Source organism: Pseudomonas xantholysinigenes (assembly GCF_014268885.2).
Lineage (GTDB): Bacteria > Pseudomonadota > Gammaproteobacteria > Pseudomonadales > Pseudomonadaceae > Aquipseudomonas > Aquipseudomonas xantholysinigenes.
In genome coordinates, this window is sequence record NZ_CP077095.1 from 2,082,728 (window position 1) to 2,099,009 (window position 16,282).

The window sequence follows — 16,282 nt, forward strand, 5'->3', positions numbered from 1 at the left end:
GCGTCCTTGTTCAAGGCAGGTTGGGGTAGGCCGGTTTCAGCGGGCCGCCGACCTGGCTGTAGTTGTCGACCTCGCCCTGTTCGCTGTCGTACAGCTGGCGGGCCAGGCGGTGCTGGGGCTGGCGGGCGAGGAACGGAATCAGCCAGGCCAGTTTGTAGGGGGCGACGTCGGCCTGGTCACGGCCCTGCAGCTCGGCCAGGGTGTCGGGGGCGAGCACGCTGCGGGCGGCGAAGCTGACCAGCTGGTCGAGGGTGTGCTGGTCGGCCTCGGTCCAGGCCAGGCCGTTGGCCCGGGCCGATTCGCTGAGCAGCACCAGCGGCACCAGGGCGTACTGGCTGTAGTTGGCGGCCAGCTTGCCGCGCGCCACTTCCAGCGGCAGGTAGGCGTAATCGTCGTGGCGCACGGCTTGGGCCAGGCCGCGGCGCAGGTTGCCGTCGGCCCATTGGATGAAATCGTCGCGGCCCACCAGCATGCCGGCGGCGGCCACGGCCCAGGCGGCCCAGTAGTCGTGGTTGTTGAAGTAGACCGTGGTGGCGTGCCGGCGCGGGTCGTATTCGTCGATCACCTGTTCACCGAGGCGGGTGAACCAGCGCTGCTGCGCCGGGCTGAGCGGGCGCTTGCCGTCCGCCGCGGCCTGGGTCAGCAGCACCGCGCCGGCCATGGCCGCCAGCGCCCATTTGCGCGCGGCCATGCCGCTGGCCGAGGCGTCCGGGTCGAGCAGGGCATCGGCTTGCGCCCAGCGCTCCAGCCACTGGTCCTGGCAGGCCAGGGCCAGGTTGGCCTCCTGCGGTTTCTTCGCCCGCTGGAAACGCTTGCCGGCGTAGATCAGGCCACCAATGAACTGCTTGACCTGCTTGCCGATGCGCTCACTGTCGGCGTCGGGGCTGGCGCGCAGAGTCGACTTGCTGGCGTCGCGCTGGTCGTACTTGCTTTGCAGGCGCAGGCTGCCCGTGTAGGGCGCGGGCGGTTGCTGGTTGCAGGTGAGGCTGTGGTAGTCGTCGATCATGGCCGCTTGCGCGGTGGCACGGGGCGGCCAGATCGATTGGGCGGCGTGGGCCTGAGGCAACAGCAAGGCCATCACCAACAGGCCGGCGCAGCCGCCGTGGCAGCGGGCGTGCCCCACTATGGCGCTCACAGGCATAGCCGCGTCTCCACTTCGGTGGCCGCGCTGCCGGCCTTGGTCGGTTCGAGGAATACCGACAGCAGGTTGGCTCCGGCGAACTCGGGCGCCTTGCTCAGCTCCAGGTAATACTGGCCACCGCTCACCGCCGCCTCGCGGCGGAACCACACCTTGTCGCGGGCGCCATTGTCGTAATAGACGATGATGTAGAAGTCGCGCAGGTTCTTGTCGCTCAGGCGGATATCGAGAAAGCCCTTGTTCAGCGACTGCCGGGCGCTGCCGGCATTGCTCAGCAGTTCGATGCGCTCGCCCACCTGTAGCGCCGGGCGTTGCAACCTGGACTTCAGCACCTCGTCGGTGGCCTTGCAGCCACCCCGGATTGCCGGCACCAGCTGCCGGTACATCAGCGGCGAATCGAGCCGATAGTTGGCCGGCAACTCCCAGATCACCAGCTTGGGCGGCGCCTCGGGCTTGTAGTCGGCCGACAGCAGGTATTCCAGCAGCGAGCCATCCTCGCCGACCCCGGGCAAGGCATAGTTGAGGATGTCCACGCCCAGGTATTGCTTGAGGTAGCCGTCGAAGTTGAACTGCTTGCTTTCGTCTTCGCGGGCGGCGGCGTTACTGTCGCCGACCAGGATCACCTCGGGGTCCGGTGCCTCGTCGAACAGCGCGTCGCTGCTGTCGGCCACGGGGATGGTCTGGTAACCGCGCACGTACTGGAAACCGTAGTTGTTGCCGCAGATGTAGCTCAGCGCCAGGTTGAGGGTGCCGTCCTTGGGCACCATGACCCCGGGCTCGGTGCGGTACTGCTTCTTGGTCAGCCCGGCGTAGAACGGCTGGCGGCGGATTTCCTCGGCCAGCAGCTGCGCCGTGGCCTCGGCGCCGGTGGGGGTCCAGTGGTGGTCGCGGCGGAAGAAATACTCGCCCTTGGGCGGCGTGCGCACCAGTTGCATCATCGGCGCGACCACCGCGCCGCCCTGGCGCAACTGGCCCAGGTAGGCGTCGAGGTTGCGGCTGGCGCTGGCGTAGTCGAAACCATGCAGCTGGTCGGGGTAGAGCTTGTCGCGATGCATCAGCCCGCGGGTCGGCTGGATGGCCATGGCCACCTGGATGCCCTGGCGGTGGAAGGCGTCCATCAGGCGGGCGAACTCCGGGCGCATGGGCGCGGGAATGCCGAAGTCGTTGGTCAGGTCGACCATCGAACGGAACAGCCAGCGCTCCTTGCCGGGGACGATCTGGCGCATCAGCTTCATGCGTCCCTCGGCATAGCGCTGCGGCTCGGCGAGCGCCGGGCAGACCATGCATTGCAGGTTGTCGCAGGCGCTGTCGGCGGGCGGCTGCGCGGCCTGCGCCGGCAGGCTCAGCAGCGCCAGGGTGGTCGCCAGGCCGAAGGGGAGGAGGTGGCTCATGGCGCGCTTCACTCGGTCGGATCGATGCTGTTGGCCAGGCTCAGGCTGCGGTTGCCCGGCAGCAGCACGTAGCTGTAGGAACGCCCTTTCTTGAGGAACAGCTCGTCAAAGCTGGCCACTTCCTGGTTGCCGACATAGGCGGCGAAGTCGATCTTGATCTCGTTGACCATGCGCGCGCCGGTCTGGCCGTTGGCCAAGGCCTTGACCACCTCGTGCTTGCCATCGGCAGTGCGCAGCATGGCTTGCGCCGGGGTGAGGTTGTAGAAGGCTACCTGGGCCTTTTTCGGTTCGTTGACGTACTGGTCGGCGATCAGCTTCAGTTGCTGGCCGTCGTAGACCACCGTGCTGGCGGCGTTGGCCGCCAGGGTCGGTTCGATGGCCTTGGCGCCGATGCCGATACGGTGCGCGCCGGCGGGCACGAAGCGATAGCCGCTGAGCTGGCCGGGGGCGACCTTCTGTGGGTTGACCTTGCCGCTGAGGGTGACATCGACGCTGGCCTCGGACAGGTTGAGCACGCGCACGAAAGCCGAGTCGGCGGGGGCCACGGCATCGTACAGGTCGGCATTGCCTTCGGCGGCCAGGGCCAGGTGGCTGGCGCTGGCCAGGGCCAGGGCGGTGAACAGGGACGGGACTTTCATCGGGTTTCTCCTTGAAACGTCAGAAATGCGCGGGCTGGGTATTGCCCACGAGGGTGCCGGGACGATGGGCAAGCAAGGTGCGCAGGGGGAATTCCCAGACCACGGTGTCGATCTGCGGGTTGTGCAGTTGATCGCTGGCGAGGAACTGGTTCATCGCCTCGAACGGGCCACGGGCCTCCACGGCGATGCTCAACAAGTCGCGGTTGAGGGCCTCCTTGAGGAAGCCGACGAAGTTCCAGTCGTCGATCTTGCTGTAGCTGGTGCCCACCAGCAGCAGGCTCTGGCGCTGCTCGGCGAACAGGTCGTCGCTGCTCTGCTCGGCCTTGAGGGTTTCGTACAGCTCGATGGTGCTGGCGCCGAATTGCGGGGCGAGGCGGGCATGGTCGAACTGCAGGTAGTTCATCAGGTCGCCCTTGACCTGCTTGTCGCCGGCCCGGCGCGACTCATACACCTGATCGCCCAGCAACTGCGGGCGCTGGCGTGCCAGCTCGTAGGCCGACAGGCGCGCGCCGTCCGGGCTCCAGTGGGTATCGGTCTTGAGGAACAGCCGCGGGCCGCCGAGGTTGCGCAGGTAGGCTTCGCGCAGTGGCACCACATCCAGTTGGCGTGCCTGCAGGTCGGCGACGAAGCGCTCGTAGAGGCTCGCCACTCGTGGGTCGAAGGTGCGCGCGGCATGGCTGGCGTAGATATCCAGCTTCATCGGCAGCGGCAGCAGCACCAGGTGCTTGCCTCGCGCGGCCAGTTGCCGCTCGATGTCGGCGATCCGCGCCAGCTGGCTGTCCAGGTTGGCGTCCAGGTCGTTGGGCACGCGGTATTCCTGGTTGGTGTAGAGCCAGCCGTCGTTGCCCAGCACCACGCCCTTGGTGCCCTCGCCGAACAGCTGGAACTGGGCATCGGCCCACAGCGTGACCGAGGGCTCGCGCAGGAAGAAACGTTTGTCGTAGGCCTGCTCGAACTTGCGCAGCAGCTTGCCATCGACGAACAGGGGCCAGGCGTCGCTCTGGGTGCGGGCGAAGCTCAGCACCGGGGGCAGCGAGTAGACGAACATCGCCGCCAGCACCAGGGCGAAGATCACACCATTGGCCTTGCTGGCCGAATTCATCACCGGATACACGGTGTTCTCCTAGAACTGGAAATACAGGAACGGCGAGAACGAATTGGCCGCCAGGCTGCTCAGCGCCAGCAGGAAGCCTCCCCACAGCAGCAGGCTGTGCAGCACGCCGACGTGGCGCATGAAGTAGCCGGTCTTGTTGCCGGCGTAGAAGCGCACGTTGTTGATCCCGGCGAGGATCAGCCAGGCCAGCGCCACCAGGGCGAAGGCCATGGCCATCTTCGAGGCGCCGAGCACATAGAGCTCCAGCGAGCCGAGGCCGTTGAAGCCCAGCAGCGCCTGGTAGATCGCCAGGCTGTGGCGCAGGTCCATGGTGAAGAACAGCGGCATGCTGAGGATGATCAGCAGCGCGGTGCGCAGGTTGCGGCCCAGGTGGTAGGGGGTGTTGACCTTGGTGGCCAGGCCGAACGTGCGTTCGAGCACCATGCCCAGGCCGAAGAACAGCCCCCAGCAGATGAAGGCGAAGCTCGCCCCGTGCCACAGGCCTGATAGCAGCATGGTCCAGACCAGCGCCGGCAGCGCGCCGGCCACGCGCTTGCGCACCAGCGGCATGTACACGTAGTCGCGCAGGAAATGCGCCAGGGTCATGTGCCAGCGCGACCAGAACTCGGTGATGCTCTGCGACACATAGGGCTGGTTGAAGTTTTCCGGGAACCGAAAGCCCATCATCAAGGCCAGGCCCAGCGCCATGTGGCTGTAGCCGGCGAAGTCGAAGTACAGCTGCAGGGTCGAGACCACCAGGCCGAACCAGGCGTCGCTGAATTGCAGCGTGCCTTCGCCGACGAACAGCAGGTTGATCGGCGCCAGGCGGTCGGCGATCAGCACCTTCATGATGAAGCCGAGCATGAAGCGGCATACGCCCAGGGAGAACAGCTCCAGCGAGTGGCTGCGCTGGCGCAGCTGCGGCGCCAGTTGGCTGTAGCGCAGGATCGGCCCCGCCACCAGGTGCGGGAACAGCGCGACGAAGGCGGCGAAGTCGATGAAGCTGCGGGTGGGCGTGGCGTCCTTGCGATAGATGTCGACGATGTAGCTCAGCGCGTGGAACACGTAGAACGAGATGCCCAGCGGCAGGAAAATGTGCTCCAGGGTCCAGGTGTTGATGCCCAGCGGCACCAGCAGCAGGGCCAGCACCTCGGCGCCGAAGTTGGCGTACTTGAAGTAGCCGAGGGTGGCCAGGTTGCCGGCCACGCCGAGCCACAGCAGGCGCAGGGCGACGCGCTTGGCGCCAGCGTCCAGGCGCGCCTTGATGGCCAGGCCGAAGCCGTAGTTCCAGGCGGTGATGGCGACGAACAGCAGCAGGAAGTCTGGGCGCCACCAGGCATAGAAGATGTAGCTGGCGGCGACGATCACCAGCGAGCGCCACTGCGGCCGGGCCAGGTAGTAGATGGCCAGGAACAGTGGCAGGTAGAGGAACAGGAACACGTTGGAGGCGAAGATCATGCTGGGCTGCCCTCAATAACTGATCACGATGCCGACGCTCAGCTGGTAGTCGTCACCGGTGTTCAGTGCGCTGCCGGCGTTGAGGTAGCTGGCGCTGACCAGGGTGTTGACGTCCAGGCGCTTGCCGTCGAGGGCCACCGGGAACATTTTCCAGTAGTAGTTGAGGTCGATCATCTGGCCGACGTTGTCGCCCTTGCCCTGGCCGGTTGCCAGCGCGTCCTGGCGGCGGGCGCGGTAGTCGGCGCCCATGCGGATCGGCAGGGTGCCCTGGTCGTCGCGCAGGTTGAGCTGGGTGAGCCGCAGGTCCAGCGCGCTGCGTGGCGTCGGGCGGGTCTGCAGGGCCAGGCCGTAGTAGCTCAGGTTGCGCAGGTCGAGGGCCACGAACGAACTGGTCAGGCGCGTGCTGTACGAGCCCTGGCGAGTGATGCGGTCGGACTGGATCGGGTTGAGGCGAAAGCCATCGTTGTCGTCGCTCGGCTTGTCGGTTAGGCCGCCACGCAGGGCAAGGCGTGGCGTCCAGGGCAGGTGGTCGAAGCGCTTGCCGATTTCGCCCAGGGCAGCCCAGCCACGGCTGGCATGACCGGTGCTGGTGACGCCGTTGCCGGCGGTGTTGTCCATCGTACCGTCGAGGGCCGCCAGTTCCAGGTGATAGTCGCTGTCCAGCGGCAGGTGCTCGCCCTTGAAGAACAGGCCGTAGCGCCAGCCCTTGAAATCGTAGCGGTCGTCGATGTCGTGGTCGCTGCGGTCGTTCTCGTGCATCAGGCGCAGGCCGACCTGGTGGTTGCTGCTCCAGCGGTAGGCGTACTGGCCCATCACGTAGAGGGTGCGCTCTTCGCTGGCGGGCAGCGAATTGACGTCGGTGTTGTAGTTGTGGAATTTCTGGCCGACGGCGATGAAGCCGTCGGAGAAGCTGTCCTGGTAGTTGAAGCGCAGCGATTCCAGGCTGTCGTCCCACCAGATGCCGTAGTCGTCGTTGAAGCGCTGGCGGCCGAACGACAGCGAGAAACGCGGGTCGTCGCCGATCAGGTTGCGCTTGACGTACAGTTCGCGCAGCTCGGCGTACCAGCCCTCGGCTTGCTCGCGGGCGTTGTTGTTGGTCGACTCGTTCGCCAGGTTGCTCGACTGGCTGGAGTCGTAGTTGAGCCACAGGCGTCCATAGACCATCCACTTGGCCCAGCGTTTTTCCGGCGAGTACCAGGCGAACGATGGCTCATAGCGCAGGCTGTAGAAGCTTTCGCGGTTACGGCCGACCTGGGAGTCTTCGGGGCCATAGCCGGTCTGCACGGTGAGCTTGTTGAAGAACTCCGAGGTGATCACCGGCTCGCCGCCGTCGGCGGCCAGGCGCACCGACGCTTGGCTGTCGGCCTCGGGGCCGGTGATTTCCTCCGCCGCCAGTGCCGCCGGCAGTGGCGCCAGGGCGAGCAGGGCGCCGAGCAGGGGGGGATGCGCTTTCACAGGGAGGCCTCCTTCAACAGATCGCCGCGCGCGGCCAGGGCGCGGGCGATGTCATCCTTGGGCAAGGTCTTGTCCAGCCGCCTGAGCAGGCCGCGGGCGCGGGTCTCGCCCAGGTCCAGGGCGATGCGGGCATAGGTATAGGCCTTGACCGGGTCGTGGCAGATCGCCCGGCCACGCAGTTGCACGGTGGCCATGCGGTACCAGGCCGCGGTCGAGCCTTGTTCGGCCTGCTGGCGCCAGATGCGCAGGGCGTGTTCCTGGTCGGGTTGGTCCAGGCCGCCCTTGCTGTACAGGTCGCCCAGCAGCAGCTGGGCCTCGGGGTAGCGGGCGGCGATCAGTTCGTCGATCAGCCGCTGGGATTTTTCCGGGTCCAGGGTCAGCCAGTTGTTGACCATGTAGAACGACGCCTCCAGGGCCTTGGCCCGGGTCGGCGCCTTGGCCCGTACCTGGGCGATCAGCGCCTGGGTTTCCTCGGCGTTGTGCTCGGTGGGGTTGGAAATCATGAAGTTGGCCTTGGACACCAGCGCCGGCAGGTAACCGCGGGCGACGGCGTTGTCCAGCCAGCGCTGGGCCTCGGCGATGCCGTCGGCGCGCAGCTTGTCGTTGGCCTGGTCGCGGGCCAGTTGCGCGGGGGTTGGCGCGATCTTCGGGCCCATGGCCTGGCCCAGGCGCTGCTCGCGCTCGGCATCCAGTTCAGCGCGGGTGACGCTGTGGATGTTGTCCACCAGCGCACCGATGCGTTGCACGATTTCCACCGCCAGGCTGGCCATTTGCGGCTCCAACTGGCGGGCAAAGGCGAGGAACGCGCTGTCCTGCTGCGCGCCGAGGAAGCGGTAGTAGCGGTCGACGGCGCGTGGGTCGATGCGCGCGGCCTGCTGATACCAGCGTTCGGCCTCGGCGCGCTCGCCCTGGCGTTCGGCGACCACGGCGTGGTACAGCTCAGGGCGGCAGTTGAGCAGGCAGCTACGTTCGTACAGTGCTAGCAGTTCGGCGGCACGCTCACCGGGGAACAGCTGCGGGTAGACCAGGAACACTTCCAGGCTGGTGCTGGTGCTGCTTGGGTCGAGGTCGTTGGGGTAACGACTCAACGCTTGGCGCATCCAGGCTTCATGGCGGCGTTGCAGGTTCGGCGTGCGATCGAGCAGGCGTGCCAGCGACGCCAGCGCCGGGACCTGCCCTTGGCCGTCGGCGAAAGCCTCCTGGTACAGGCGGATGATGTCCTCCCGGCTGGCGCCGTCACTGCCGGCCAGCACGTCGCCGAGCAGCTGCTTGGCGGCCAGGTCGCCACGCTCGGCGAGCGTGCGCAGGTCGGCGCTGACATCGGCATTCGGGTCCTTGTACAGCGCGTAGCGCACCTGCTCCAGGCTCTGGCCGGCGCAGGCGCTGCCGGCCCAGGCCAGGCCCAGGCCGGCCAGCAGCAGGCGCGGGGCGTTCTTGGCGTTCATGGCCGGCCCTCAGTTGCCGCTGCCGAACGGCAGGCCCAGGTACAGGTCGACGGCCACGGCTTTCTGGTAGGCCGCCGCGGGCAAGGGCTGGTCCGGTTGGATGGTCAGGGCCAGGTTGCGGTTGACCTCGTCGGAGCGGGCGTCCACCACCTTGCCGGAGTAGTGCTGGTCCAGGCCGAACACCTGCAGGTCCACCGAGCGCACGCGGCTGACATCGGCAAGCTTGTCGAACGGCACGTTGGCGCGCACGAACAGGCCCTGGTCCTTGGGCAGCAGGTGCATCATCGGCGCGGCCTTGTAGCCGAAGCCGTCGAGGGGCGGCGAGGGGTAGTAGACCTGGCAGTCGCACGGGCTGTTGATCACCGTCTCGAACGTGGCGCGCCCCAGCAGCGCCTGCATGTCGGCAGGGGCGAGATCGGCCAGGGCCTTGATGTCCGCCGGTGTGTTGAGTTGGGTGGCCAGTTGCGTGGAGATGCTCGCCAGCGGCTGGCCGGCCTGGACCTCGGTGGCGCCGGCAGGCAGCAGGTATTTCACATAGCCGTTGTCCGGCATGCTGATCACCTGGGCGTTGGTCGCCACGGTGGCCTGCAGCGCCGGGATACGGAAGAACAGCAGGTAGCCCTTGTAGCCGACGAAGCCCAGCGCGGCCAGGCCCGCGGCCGTATACAGCGCGGTGCCGGCCAGGGCCTTGAGGCGCTCGCCCGGGGTGCGCGCATGGGCCTGCTTGTGCTTGCGCTCCTTGATGTAGTTCTCGCGCTGCATCACGTTGAACAGGCCGTTGATGTCGGCGATTTCGCCAGACAGGTAGGCGCTGATCAGGTAGCGCAGGATGTCGCGTTTCTGCGCGTCGAGGTCGACGAACTGGGCGCCGACCTCCTGGCCACGCTGGGAGACGATGCGCACCTTGCCGTCGATCGACAGGTCGACCTGGTTCAGGCGCAGCTGGATCGAGGCGTCGTACAGCGCGCCGATGGTCAGCGGCGCCGTGTGCAAGAGGCCGATGCCACCCAGCGAGATGTCCTGCAGGTCGGCCTCGAAGGGCTCGCGGCCGCTGCCGGACAGGCGCACCCGGGCGTTCATCCGGGTGCGCACGTACTGACGCTCGTCGATGGCTTCGTGGACGATGTTGGCCGCCGTCTTGCCCGGGGCCGATGGGGTATTCGAAGTACTCATGGCAGGCGCCTTTCCTTAACGTTGCGTGAGTTCGAGCAAAACGGTGATGACCCCGAAGAAGATCGCGATGGACGCGCACAGCATTGCCTTCGAGGACCAGCGGTTCAGGCGCGCGTCGAAGTCGACGCTGCCATTGGCCAGGGTGGTCTGCTGCCGGGTCCAGCGCTGCTGGTCCATGTGGAACATCGCGTAGACCTTCATCAGCGAGCCGACGATCTGGTTGTAATAGAGAACGAACGGGTACATCGGGCTGACCGGGTGCCCGGCGAAGACGAACAGCACCGTCACCAGGCTGCGCGAGACCAGCACCCAGAACAGGTACACCAGCAGGTACTGGATGCCGAACACCAGGCCGGCCACCAGTGAGGCGGTCAGGCCCATCAGGCAGGTCCACATCGACACCCGCTGGTCGAGCAGCACGTACAGGGTGAACAGGCCCAGGCGGGCGCGGCCGAGCAGGGCGGTGGCGCGGAAGTTCTGCCGCAGCGAGTTGCCGTACCAACGGAACATCAGCTGGCGGGTGGCGACCCAGAAGCTGTCGCTGGGCGGATGCTCCACGGTCAGGGTGTGGCTGTCGGGCACGTAGAAAGTGTCCCAGCCGGCGCGCATCAGACTCAGCCAGCTAGACTTGTCATCGCCGGTGAGGAACTGGAAGCGACCCAGGCGCCAGTGCTCGAGGAAGTCCGCCTCGACATCGCGGATGAACGCCGGGTCGGTCATCACCCCGGCACGGAAGAACGACAGCCGCCCGGTAAGGGTTAGCACCCGGCGCGACAGGGCCATCGAGCACATGTTGATGTGCCGCTGGACGAAGCGCATCGCGTGCCACTGGCGCATCCAGCGGCTGCCCTCGACCTCGCAGAACTCGTTGGTGGTCAGGCCGCCGACCGTGGGCAGCAGGGCAAACAGCGAGACCGCGCGCTCGACGCAGCCAGGCAGCATCATGGTGTCGCCGTCGACCACGCCGACCACCGCGTCATCCAGCGGCATCTGCCGCGACAGCGCGCGGAAGGCGTGGGCCAGGCCGTCACGCTTGCCGGTGCCGCGGGCGCGGACGATCACCAGGTTGATATCGTCGCGCCCGCGTACTTCGTTGCGCATGATGTCCTTGATGAACTGCTCGTCGCCCTTTTCGACGATCGAGGCGATCACCGTGCAGGGCACCGCCAGCCGTTGCACTTCCTGGAACACCGACTGGTACACCTTGAAGGTGGTATGGGTGGGGATGCGAAAGCTGGTCACCACCATGAACAGGTGCGAGGGCAGCGCCGCGTCGCCCAGGCGCTCGACCTGGCGACGCAGGCGCGGGAAGCGCCAGTGCAGGAAATACATGCCGCGCAGGTAGTGGACGATGGCGTTGCCGTAGCGCCACAGGCCCAGGGTGCCGATGATGAAGATGAACAAGTGGTGGTTGGGGTCCAGGTACTGCGGCGCGACCATCTGCGAGGCCAGCGCGATCAGCCCGGCGAGCAGCGCCCAGGCGCAGAAGCGGGCGGCCGCGCGCAAGTGGGCCGGGGCCGCGAAGGGCCGCTGTTGCTGTCGTTCCATGGCGCTGTAGCTCCTGTTGTCGAGTGCCCGCCAGGGTATTGGCGGGGTTCGGCGTGGTTTACCAGCAGATGCCCTGGTGCTGGCTGTCGCTGGTGCCGTTCATGAACCCGACCAGGTCGACCACCTGCTTGCCGGCGCCGGCATCCAGGGCACGGGCGAAGCGCTCGTCGTTGTTGCCCAGCACGATCACCTCGGCTTCGTCGATCACTTGTTGCAGGTCGCTGCGCAGCAGGGCGCTGACATGGGGGATCTGCTGCTCGATGTACTGGCGGTTGGCGCCATGGCGACGGGCGTGCTCGACGTTGGCGTCGTAGATGCTCAGCTCATAGCCCTTGCCGATCAGTTGCTCGGCCAGGGTCAGCAGCGGGCTCTCGCGCAGGTCGTCGCTGCCGGCCTTGAAGGCCAGGCCGAGCAGGGCGATGCGTCGCTTGCCGGGGCGGGTCACCAGCTCGAAGGCCTGGCGCACCTGGTGGCGGTTGCTGTCCATGATCGAGGCCAGCAGCGGGTGGGCGACGTCCAGCTGGCTGGCGCGATAGGTGAGGGCGCGCACGTCCTTGGGCAGGCACGAGCCGCCGAAGGCGAAGCCCGGGCGCAGGTAGTAGCGTGAGAGGTTGAGCTTGTAGTCCTGGCAGACCACGTCCATCACTTCGCGCCCATCCACGCCCGAGGCCTTGGCGATGTTGCCGATCTCGTTGGCGAAGCTGACCTTGGTGGCGTGCCAGACGTTGCAGGTGTATTTGATCAGTTCGGCGACCTCGACCGACTTGCGGATCACCGGGGCATCCAGGCCCTGGTACAGCGTCTCGAGGAGGTCGCCGGAGGCTTTGTCCAGTTCGCCGATCACGGTCATGGCGGGGAAGTCGTAGTCCTGGATCGCCGTGCTTTCGCGCAGGAATTCCGGGTTGACCGCGACGCCGAAGTCGATGCCGGCCTTCTTGCCCGAAGCCTGTTCCAGGGTCGGGATCACCACGTTGTTCACCGTGCCCGGCAGTACCGTGCTGCGCACCACCACGGTATGGCGGCTGGCCTTGTCGCGCAGGGCGGCGCCGATTTCGCGGCATACGGCTTCCATGTACACAAGGTCGAGGTCGCCGTTGTGCTTGCTGGGCGTGCCCACGCACAGCAGCGACAGCTCGCTGGCCAGGATCGCCGCCTGCACATCGGTGGTGCCGCGCAGGCGGCCCTGGCGCACGCCGTCGAGCAGCAGTTGCTCCAGGCCCGGCTCGACGATGGGGGAGCGGCCCTGGTTGATCATGTCGATCTTCGCCTGGTCGACGTCCACGCCCAGCACCTGGTGCCCACGTGCCGACAAGCACCCGGCGCAAACCGCGCCTACATAACCGAGTCCGAAGATACTGATGTTCATAGATCCCTCTCCCCAGGCGCGGCAAACCGCCGGCCGAGATACACCGTTGTTGAAAGTTGATAAGGCAGACGCGCAGGATCAAGCCGCGCTCGAATAGGGCGAAGCTGGCTGGTTCTTGGTGGTCTTTTTACATCCTAAGGAGGTTTTCGTTAGTTGGGCAAGTGTTGTTGGTTGGTTATTTTTGAAAAACACTAAATTCTTTGGTTTTAGTTTAAAAGTCTAACAAAAACATGTAGTTAAAGTTTGTCGTAAGTTGATCGTCAAAAAATTGATTTCCACTTTTTGACGATAAAATGGCGTCAAAATCGTTGTTTTTCCTGCGCTGTCGCGGCGTGCTACTGGCCTTTTGATGTTCTTTTTCTTGTGATTTAGTGCGAGCTTTGATGTTTGTGCCGCCGGCAATAAAGTTGAGCGGTGCTGGTCGTGTTCGGTGCTTGTCGGGGCGAAAACAGACTGCTGTCAGGTGTGCAGTGGGTGACTACTGTCGTTGGGCGTGCCGCACCTGGGCAGGTCCATGGCGCAATGATGGCTTGCAAGGATTGGATCCAAAAGGCATAGTGCCGAGCGATCCAGAAGATATTCACACGGGTGCCGGATGCGCCCGTTTTCCACTCATGCAAAGGAGGCAATGCAGATGAACGGATTCGGTCCGCGGCTCAGAGAAGAGCGCGAGCGGTTGGGGCTGACCCAGCGTATCTTCGGCGACATCGGGGGCGTCGAACCCAACGCCCAGGGCAAGTACGAAAGCGGCGAGCGCACGCCGCGCATGGATTACCTGGCGGCCGTGGCCAGCCGCGGCGTCGATGCCCTGTATGTATTGAGCGGCGTGCATACCCCGGCCCCCCTGGACAGCCTGACCGCCGACGAAGACCGTCTGCTCGGCGCCTTCCGCCGTTTGCCCGAGGCCGACCAGGCCGCGGTCTGGCACCTGCTCAACCGCCTGGCCGGTGAAACCGGTGGCCAGGATGTACTGCGGATCCGCCGTCCCGACCGTCAGGCATATTTCCATGACGCTTTGCGCTAGGTTGGCCGTGAAAAATTTTGTTAAGGTGGCGGGATCCAATCGCCCCACTGACGAGGTGTCTGCTTGATTAGGGTCCTGGTGGTCGATGACCACGATCTGGTACGTACAGGCATCACCCGCATGCTCGCCGATATCGATGGCCTGCAAGTGGTGGGCGAGGCGGACTCGGGTGAGGCCGCCCTCAAGCTTGCCCGCGAGCTCAAGCCGGATGTGGTCCTGATGGACGTGAAGATGCCGGGGATCGGTGGCCTGGAGGCGACGCGCAAATTGCTGCGCAGCCACCCGGACACCAAAGTGGTCGCGGTGACCGTCTGCGAGGAAGACCCGTTCCCGACCCGGCTGCTGCAGGCCGGTGCGGCGGGTTACCTGACCAAGGGCGCGGGGCTTGACGAAATGGTCCAGGCCATTCGCCTGGCGTTCGCCGGCCAGCGCTACATCAGCCCGCAGATCGCCCAGCAGCTGGCGCTCAAGTCGTTCCAGCCGCAGGGGTCGCCGTTCGATGCGCTGTCCGAGCGGGAAATCCAGATCGCGTTGATGATCGTCGGCTGCCAGAAGGTGCAGATCATCTCTGACAAGTTGTGTCTGTCGCCCAAGACCGTCAATACTTACCGGTATCGAATCTTCGAGAAACTCTCGGTCACCAGCGACGTCGAACTGACCTTGCTGGCTGTCCGTCACGGTATGGTCGACGCCAGTCTGTAAGCACACCTCATGTCTCAAACCTTTGACGCAAGCGCGTTCCTGGCGACCTGCAGCGGTCGCCCGGGCGTGTACCGGATGTTCGACGGCGAAGCCCGCCTGCTGTACGTGGGCAAGGCCAAGAACCTCAAGAAACGCCTGGCCAGTTACTTTCGCAAGACTGGCCTGGCGCCGAAGACGGCTGCCCTGGTAGCGCGCATTGCCCAGGTCGAGACCACCATCACCGCCAATGAAACCGAGGCGCTGCTGCTCGAGCAGACGCTGATCAAGGAATGGCGGCCGCCCTACAACATCCTGCTGCGTGACGATAAGTCCTACCCGTACGTATTCCTCTCTGACGGCGAATTCCCGCGCCTGGGCATCCACCGTGGCGCCAAGAAGGCCAAGGGCCGCTATTTTGGCCCGTACCCCAGCGCCGGGGCTATCCGCGAGAGCCTGAGCCTGTTGCAGAAGGCCTTTTCGGTGCGCCAGTGCGAGGATAGCTACTACGCCAACCGCACCCGTCCATGCCTGCAGTACCAGATCAAGCGCTGCAAGGGCCCGTGCGTCGGCCTGGTGGAACCTGCGGAGTACGCCGAGGATGTGCGCCATTCGGTGATGTTCCTCGAAGGCCGCAGCCAGCAACTGGGCAACGAGCTCAACGCCGAGATGGAAGCGGCGGCCATGACCCTGAATTTCGAGAGAGCCGCCGAGCTGCGCGACCAGGTTGCCTTGCTGCGCCGGGTCCAGGACCAGCAGTACATGGAGGGCGGCTCGGGCGATGTCGATGTGGTGGCCGCCTTCGTCAACCCGGGTGGTGCATGCGTGCACCTGATCAGCGTGCGCGGCGGGCGGGTGCTGGGTAGCAAGCATTTCTTCCCCCAGGTGGGCATCGAGGAAGAGGTGGCCGAAGTCATGGCGGCATTCCTCTCCCAGTACTACCTGGGCAACGCCGAGCGCGAGCTGCCGGGCGAGCTGATCGTCAACGTGCAGCATGAAGACTTCGCCGCCATCACCGAGGCCGTGCAGACCTTGCGCGGCCGCGAGCTGGCCATCAGCCACCGGGTGCGCGGCACCCGGGCGCGCTGGCAGCAGTTGGCGGTGACCAACGCCGAGCAGGCCCTCAACGCCCGCCTGGCCAACCGCCAGCACATGGCCGCGCGTTTCGAGGCGCTGGCCCAGGTGCTGGGCCTTGACGAAGTGCCACAGCGCCTGGAGTGCTACGACATCAGTCACTCCAGCGGCGAGGCCACGGTGGCCAGTTGCGTGGTGTTCGGCCCCGAGGGCCCGCTTAAATCCGACTACCGCCGTTTCAATATCGAAGGCGTTACCGCCGGCGACGACTACGCGGCCATGCACCAGGCGCTGATGCGCCGCTACGGGCGCATCAAGGACGGCGAGGGCAAGCTGCCCGACGTGCTGCTGGTGGACGGTGGCAAGGGCCAGCTGAACATGGCCCGGGACGTGATGCAGGAACTCGGCCTGAGCGACCTCACCTTGCTCGGCGTGGCCAAGGGCGTGACCCGCAAGGCCGGATTCGAAACCCTGTACCTCAACGACGTGGCCCATGAATTCACCCTCAAGGGCGACTCCCCGGCGCTGCACCTGATCCAGCAGATCCGCGACGAGGCCCACCGTTTTGCCATCACCGGCCACCGCGCCCGGCGCGGCAAGGCCCGGCGCACCTCGAGCCTGGAGGATGTGGCCGGGGTAGGGCCCAAGCGTCGTCGCGACCTGCTGAAACATTTCGGCGGCCTGCAGGAGCTCAACCGCGCCAGCATCGATGAGATCGCCAAGGCCCCCGGCATCAGTAAAAAGCTTGCCGAGTCGATTTATGCCAGCCTGCATAGCGAGTAGAATGCCGGGTTCAACTCG

13 protein-coding genes are annotated in these 16,282 nt (G+C 65.8%); 3 read left to right on the plus strand and 10 right to left on the minus strand.

Annotation, left to right across the window (positions count from 1 at the left end):
* Window positions 1-10 precede the first annotated feature (10 nt).
* From HU772_RS09385 to HU772_RS09430, 10 genes are read right to left on the minus strand one after another with little or no spacing between them, the layout of a single operon-like run.
* Entirely contained in the window at window positions 11-1,141 is a 1,131-nt protein-coding gene (locus HU772_RS09385; RefSeq protein WP_186661825.1) for a polysaccharide lyase, read from the minus strand.
* Entirely contained in the window at window positions 1,132-2,529 is a 1,398-nt protein-coding gene (locus HU772_RS09390) for an alginate O-acetyltransferase AlgX-related protein (RefSeq protein WP_186661824.1), read from the minus strand. The genes HU772_RS09385 and HU772_RS09390 overlap by 10 nt, the downstream gene beginning before the upstream one ends.
* An 8-nt stretch (window positions 2,530-2,537) precedes the next feature.
* Complete coding sequence (locus tag HU772_RS09395) at window positions 2,538-3,167, minus strand: alginate O-acetyltransferase AlgF (RefSeq protein ID WP_186661823.1); 630 nt, start codon at window positions 3,165-3,167, stop codon at window positions 2,538-2,540.
* 19 nt (window positions 3,168-3,186) lie between these two features.
* On the minus strand, window positions 3,187-4,281 hold the full coding sequence (locus tag HU772_RS09400) for an alginate O-acetyltransferase (protein ID WP_186661822.1): 1,095 nt from the start codon (window positions 4,279-4,281) through the stop codon (window positions 3,187-3,189).
* Window positions 4,282-4,290: 9 nt separating this feature from the next.
* Window positions 4,291-5,718: an MBOAT family O-acyltransferase gene (locus HU772_RS09405; protein ID WP_186661821.1), complete on the minus strand. Its 1,428-nt coding sequence runs from the start codon at window positions 5,716-5,718 to the stop codon at window positions 4,291-4,293.
* A 12-nt stretch (window positions 5,719-5,730) separates the two neighbouring features.
* Window positions 5,731-7,173, minus strand: a complete 1,443-nt coding sequence (locus HU772_RS09410) for an alginate export family protein (RefSeq protein ID WP_186661820.1) — start codon at window positions 7,171-7,173, stop codon at window positions 5,731-5,733.
* Window positions 7,170-8,618: an SEL1-like repeat protein gene (locus HU772_RS09415; RefSeq protein WP_186661819.1), complete on the minus strand. Its 1,449-nt coding sequence runs from the start codon at window positions 8,616-8,618 to the stop codon at window positions 7,170-7,172. The genes HU772_RS09410 and HU772_RS09415 overlap by 4 nt, the downstream gene beginning before the upstream one ends.
* Window positions 8,619-8,627: 9 nt before the next feature.
* On the minus strand, window positions 8,628-9,791 hold the full coding sequence (locus HU772_RS09420; RefSeq protein WP_186661818.1) for a PilZ domain-containing protein: 1,164 nt from the start codon (window positions 9,789-9,791) through the stop codon (window positions 8,628-8,630).
* A gap of 15 nt (window positions 9,792-9,806) precedes the next feature.
* Entirely contained in the window at window positions 9,807-11,339 is a 1,533-nt protein-coding gene (locus HU772_RS09425) for a glycosyltransferase (RefSeq protein WP_186661817.1), read from the minus strand.
* 58 nt (window positions 11,340-11,397) lie between these two features.
* Window positions 11,398-12,705, minus strand: a complete 1,308-nt coding sequence (locus tag HU772_RS09430; RefSeq protein ID WP_186661815.1) for a nucleotide sugar dehydrogenase — start codon at window positions 12,703-12,705, stop codon at window positions 11,398-11,400.
* 634 nt (window positions 12,706-13,339) lie between these two features.
* Here HU772_RS09430 and HU772_RS09435 point away from each other — a divergent pair.
* The 3 genes from HU772_RS09435 to uvrC all read left to right on the plus strand — a co-directional run bounded on the left by HU772_RS09435 (window position 13,340) and on the right by uvrC (window position 16,264).
* Entirely contained in the window at window positions 13,340-13,729 is a 390-nt protein-coding gene (locus tag HU772_RS09435; protein ID WP_186661814.1) for a helix-turn-helix domain-containing protein, read from the plus strand.
* A 63-nt stretch (window positions 13,730-13,792) separates the two neighbouring features.
* Window positions 13,793-14,431, plus strand: a complete 639-nt coding sequence (gene gacA, locus HU772_RS09440; protein WP_054892718.1) for a response regulator transcription factor GacA — start codon at window positions 13,793-13,795, stop codon at window positions 14,429-14,431.
* A gap of 9 nt (window positions 14,432-14,440) precedes the next feature.
* Complete coding sequence (gene uvrC / locus HU772_RS09445; RefSeq protein WP_186661812.1) at window positions 14,441-16,264, plus strand: excinuclease ABC subunit UvrC; 1,824 nt, start codon at window positions 14,441-14,443, stop codon at window positions 16,262-16,264.
* Window positions 16,265-16,282: the final 18 nt, after the last annotated feature.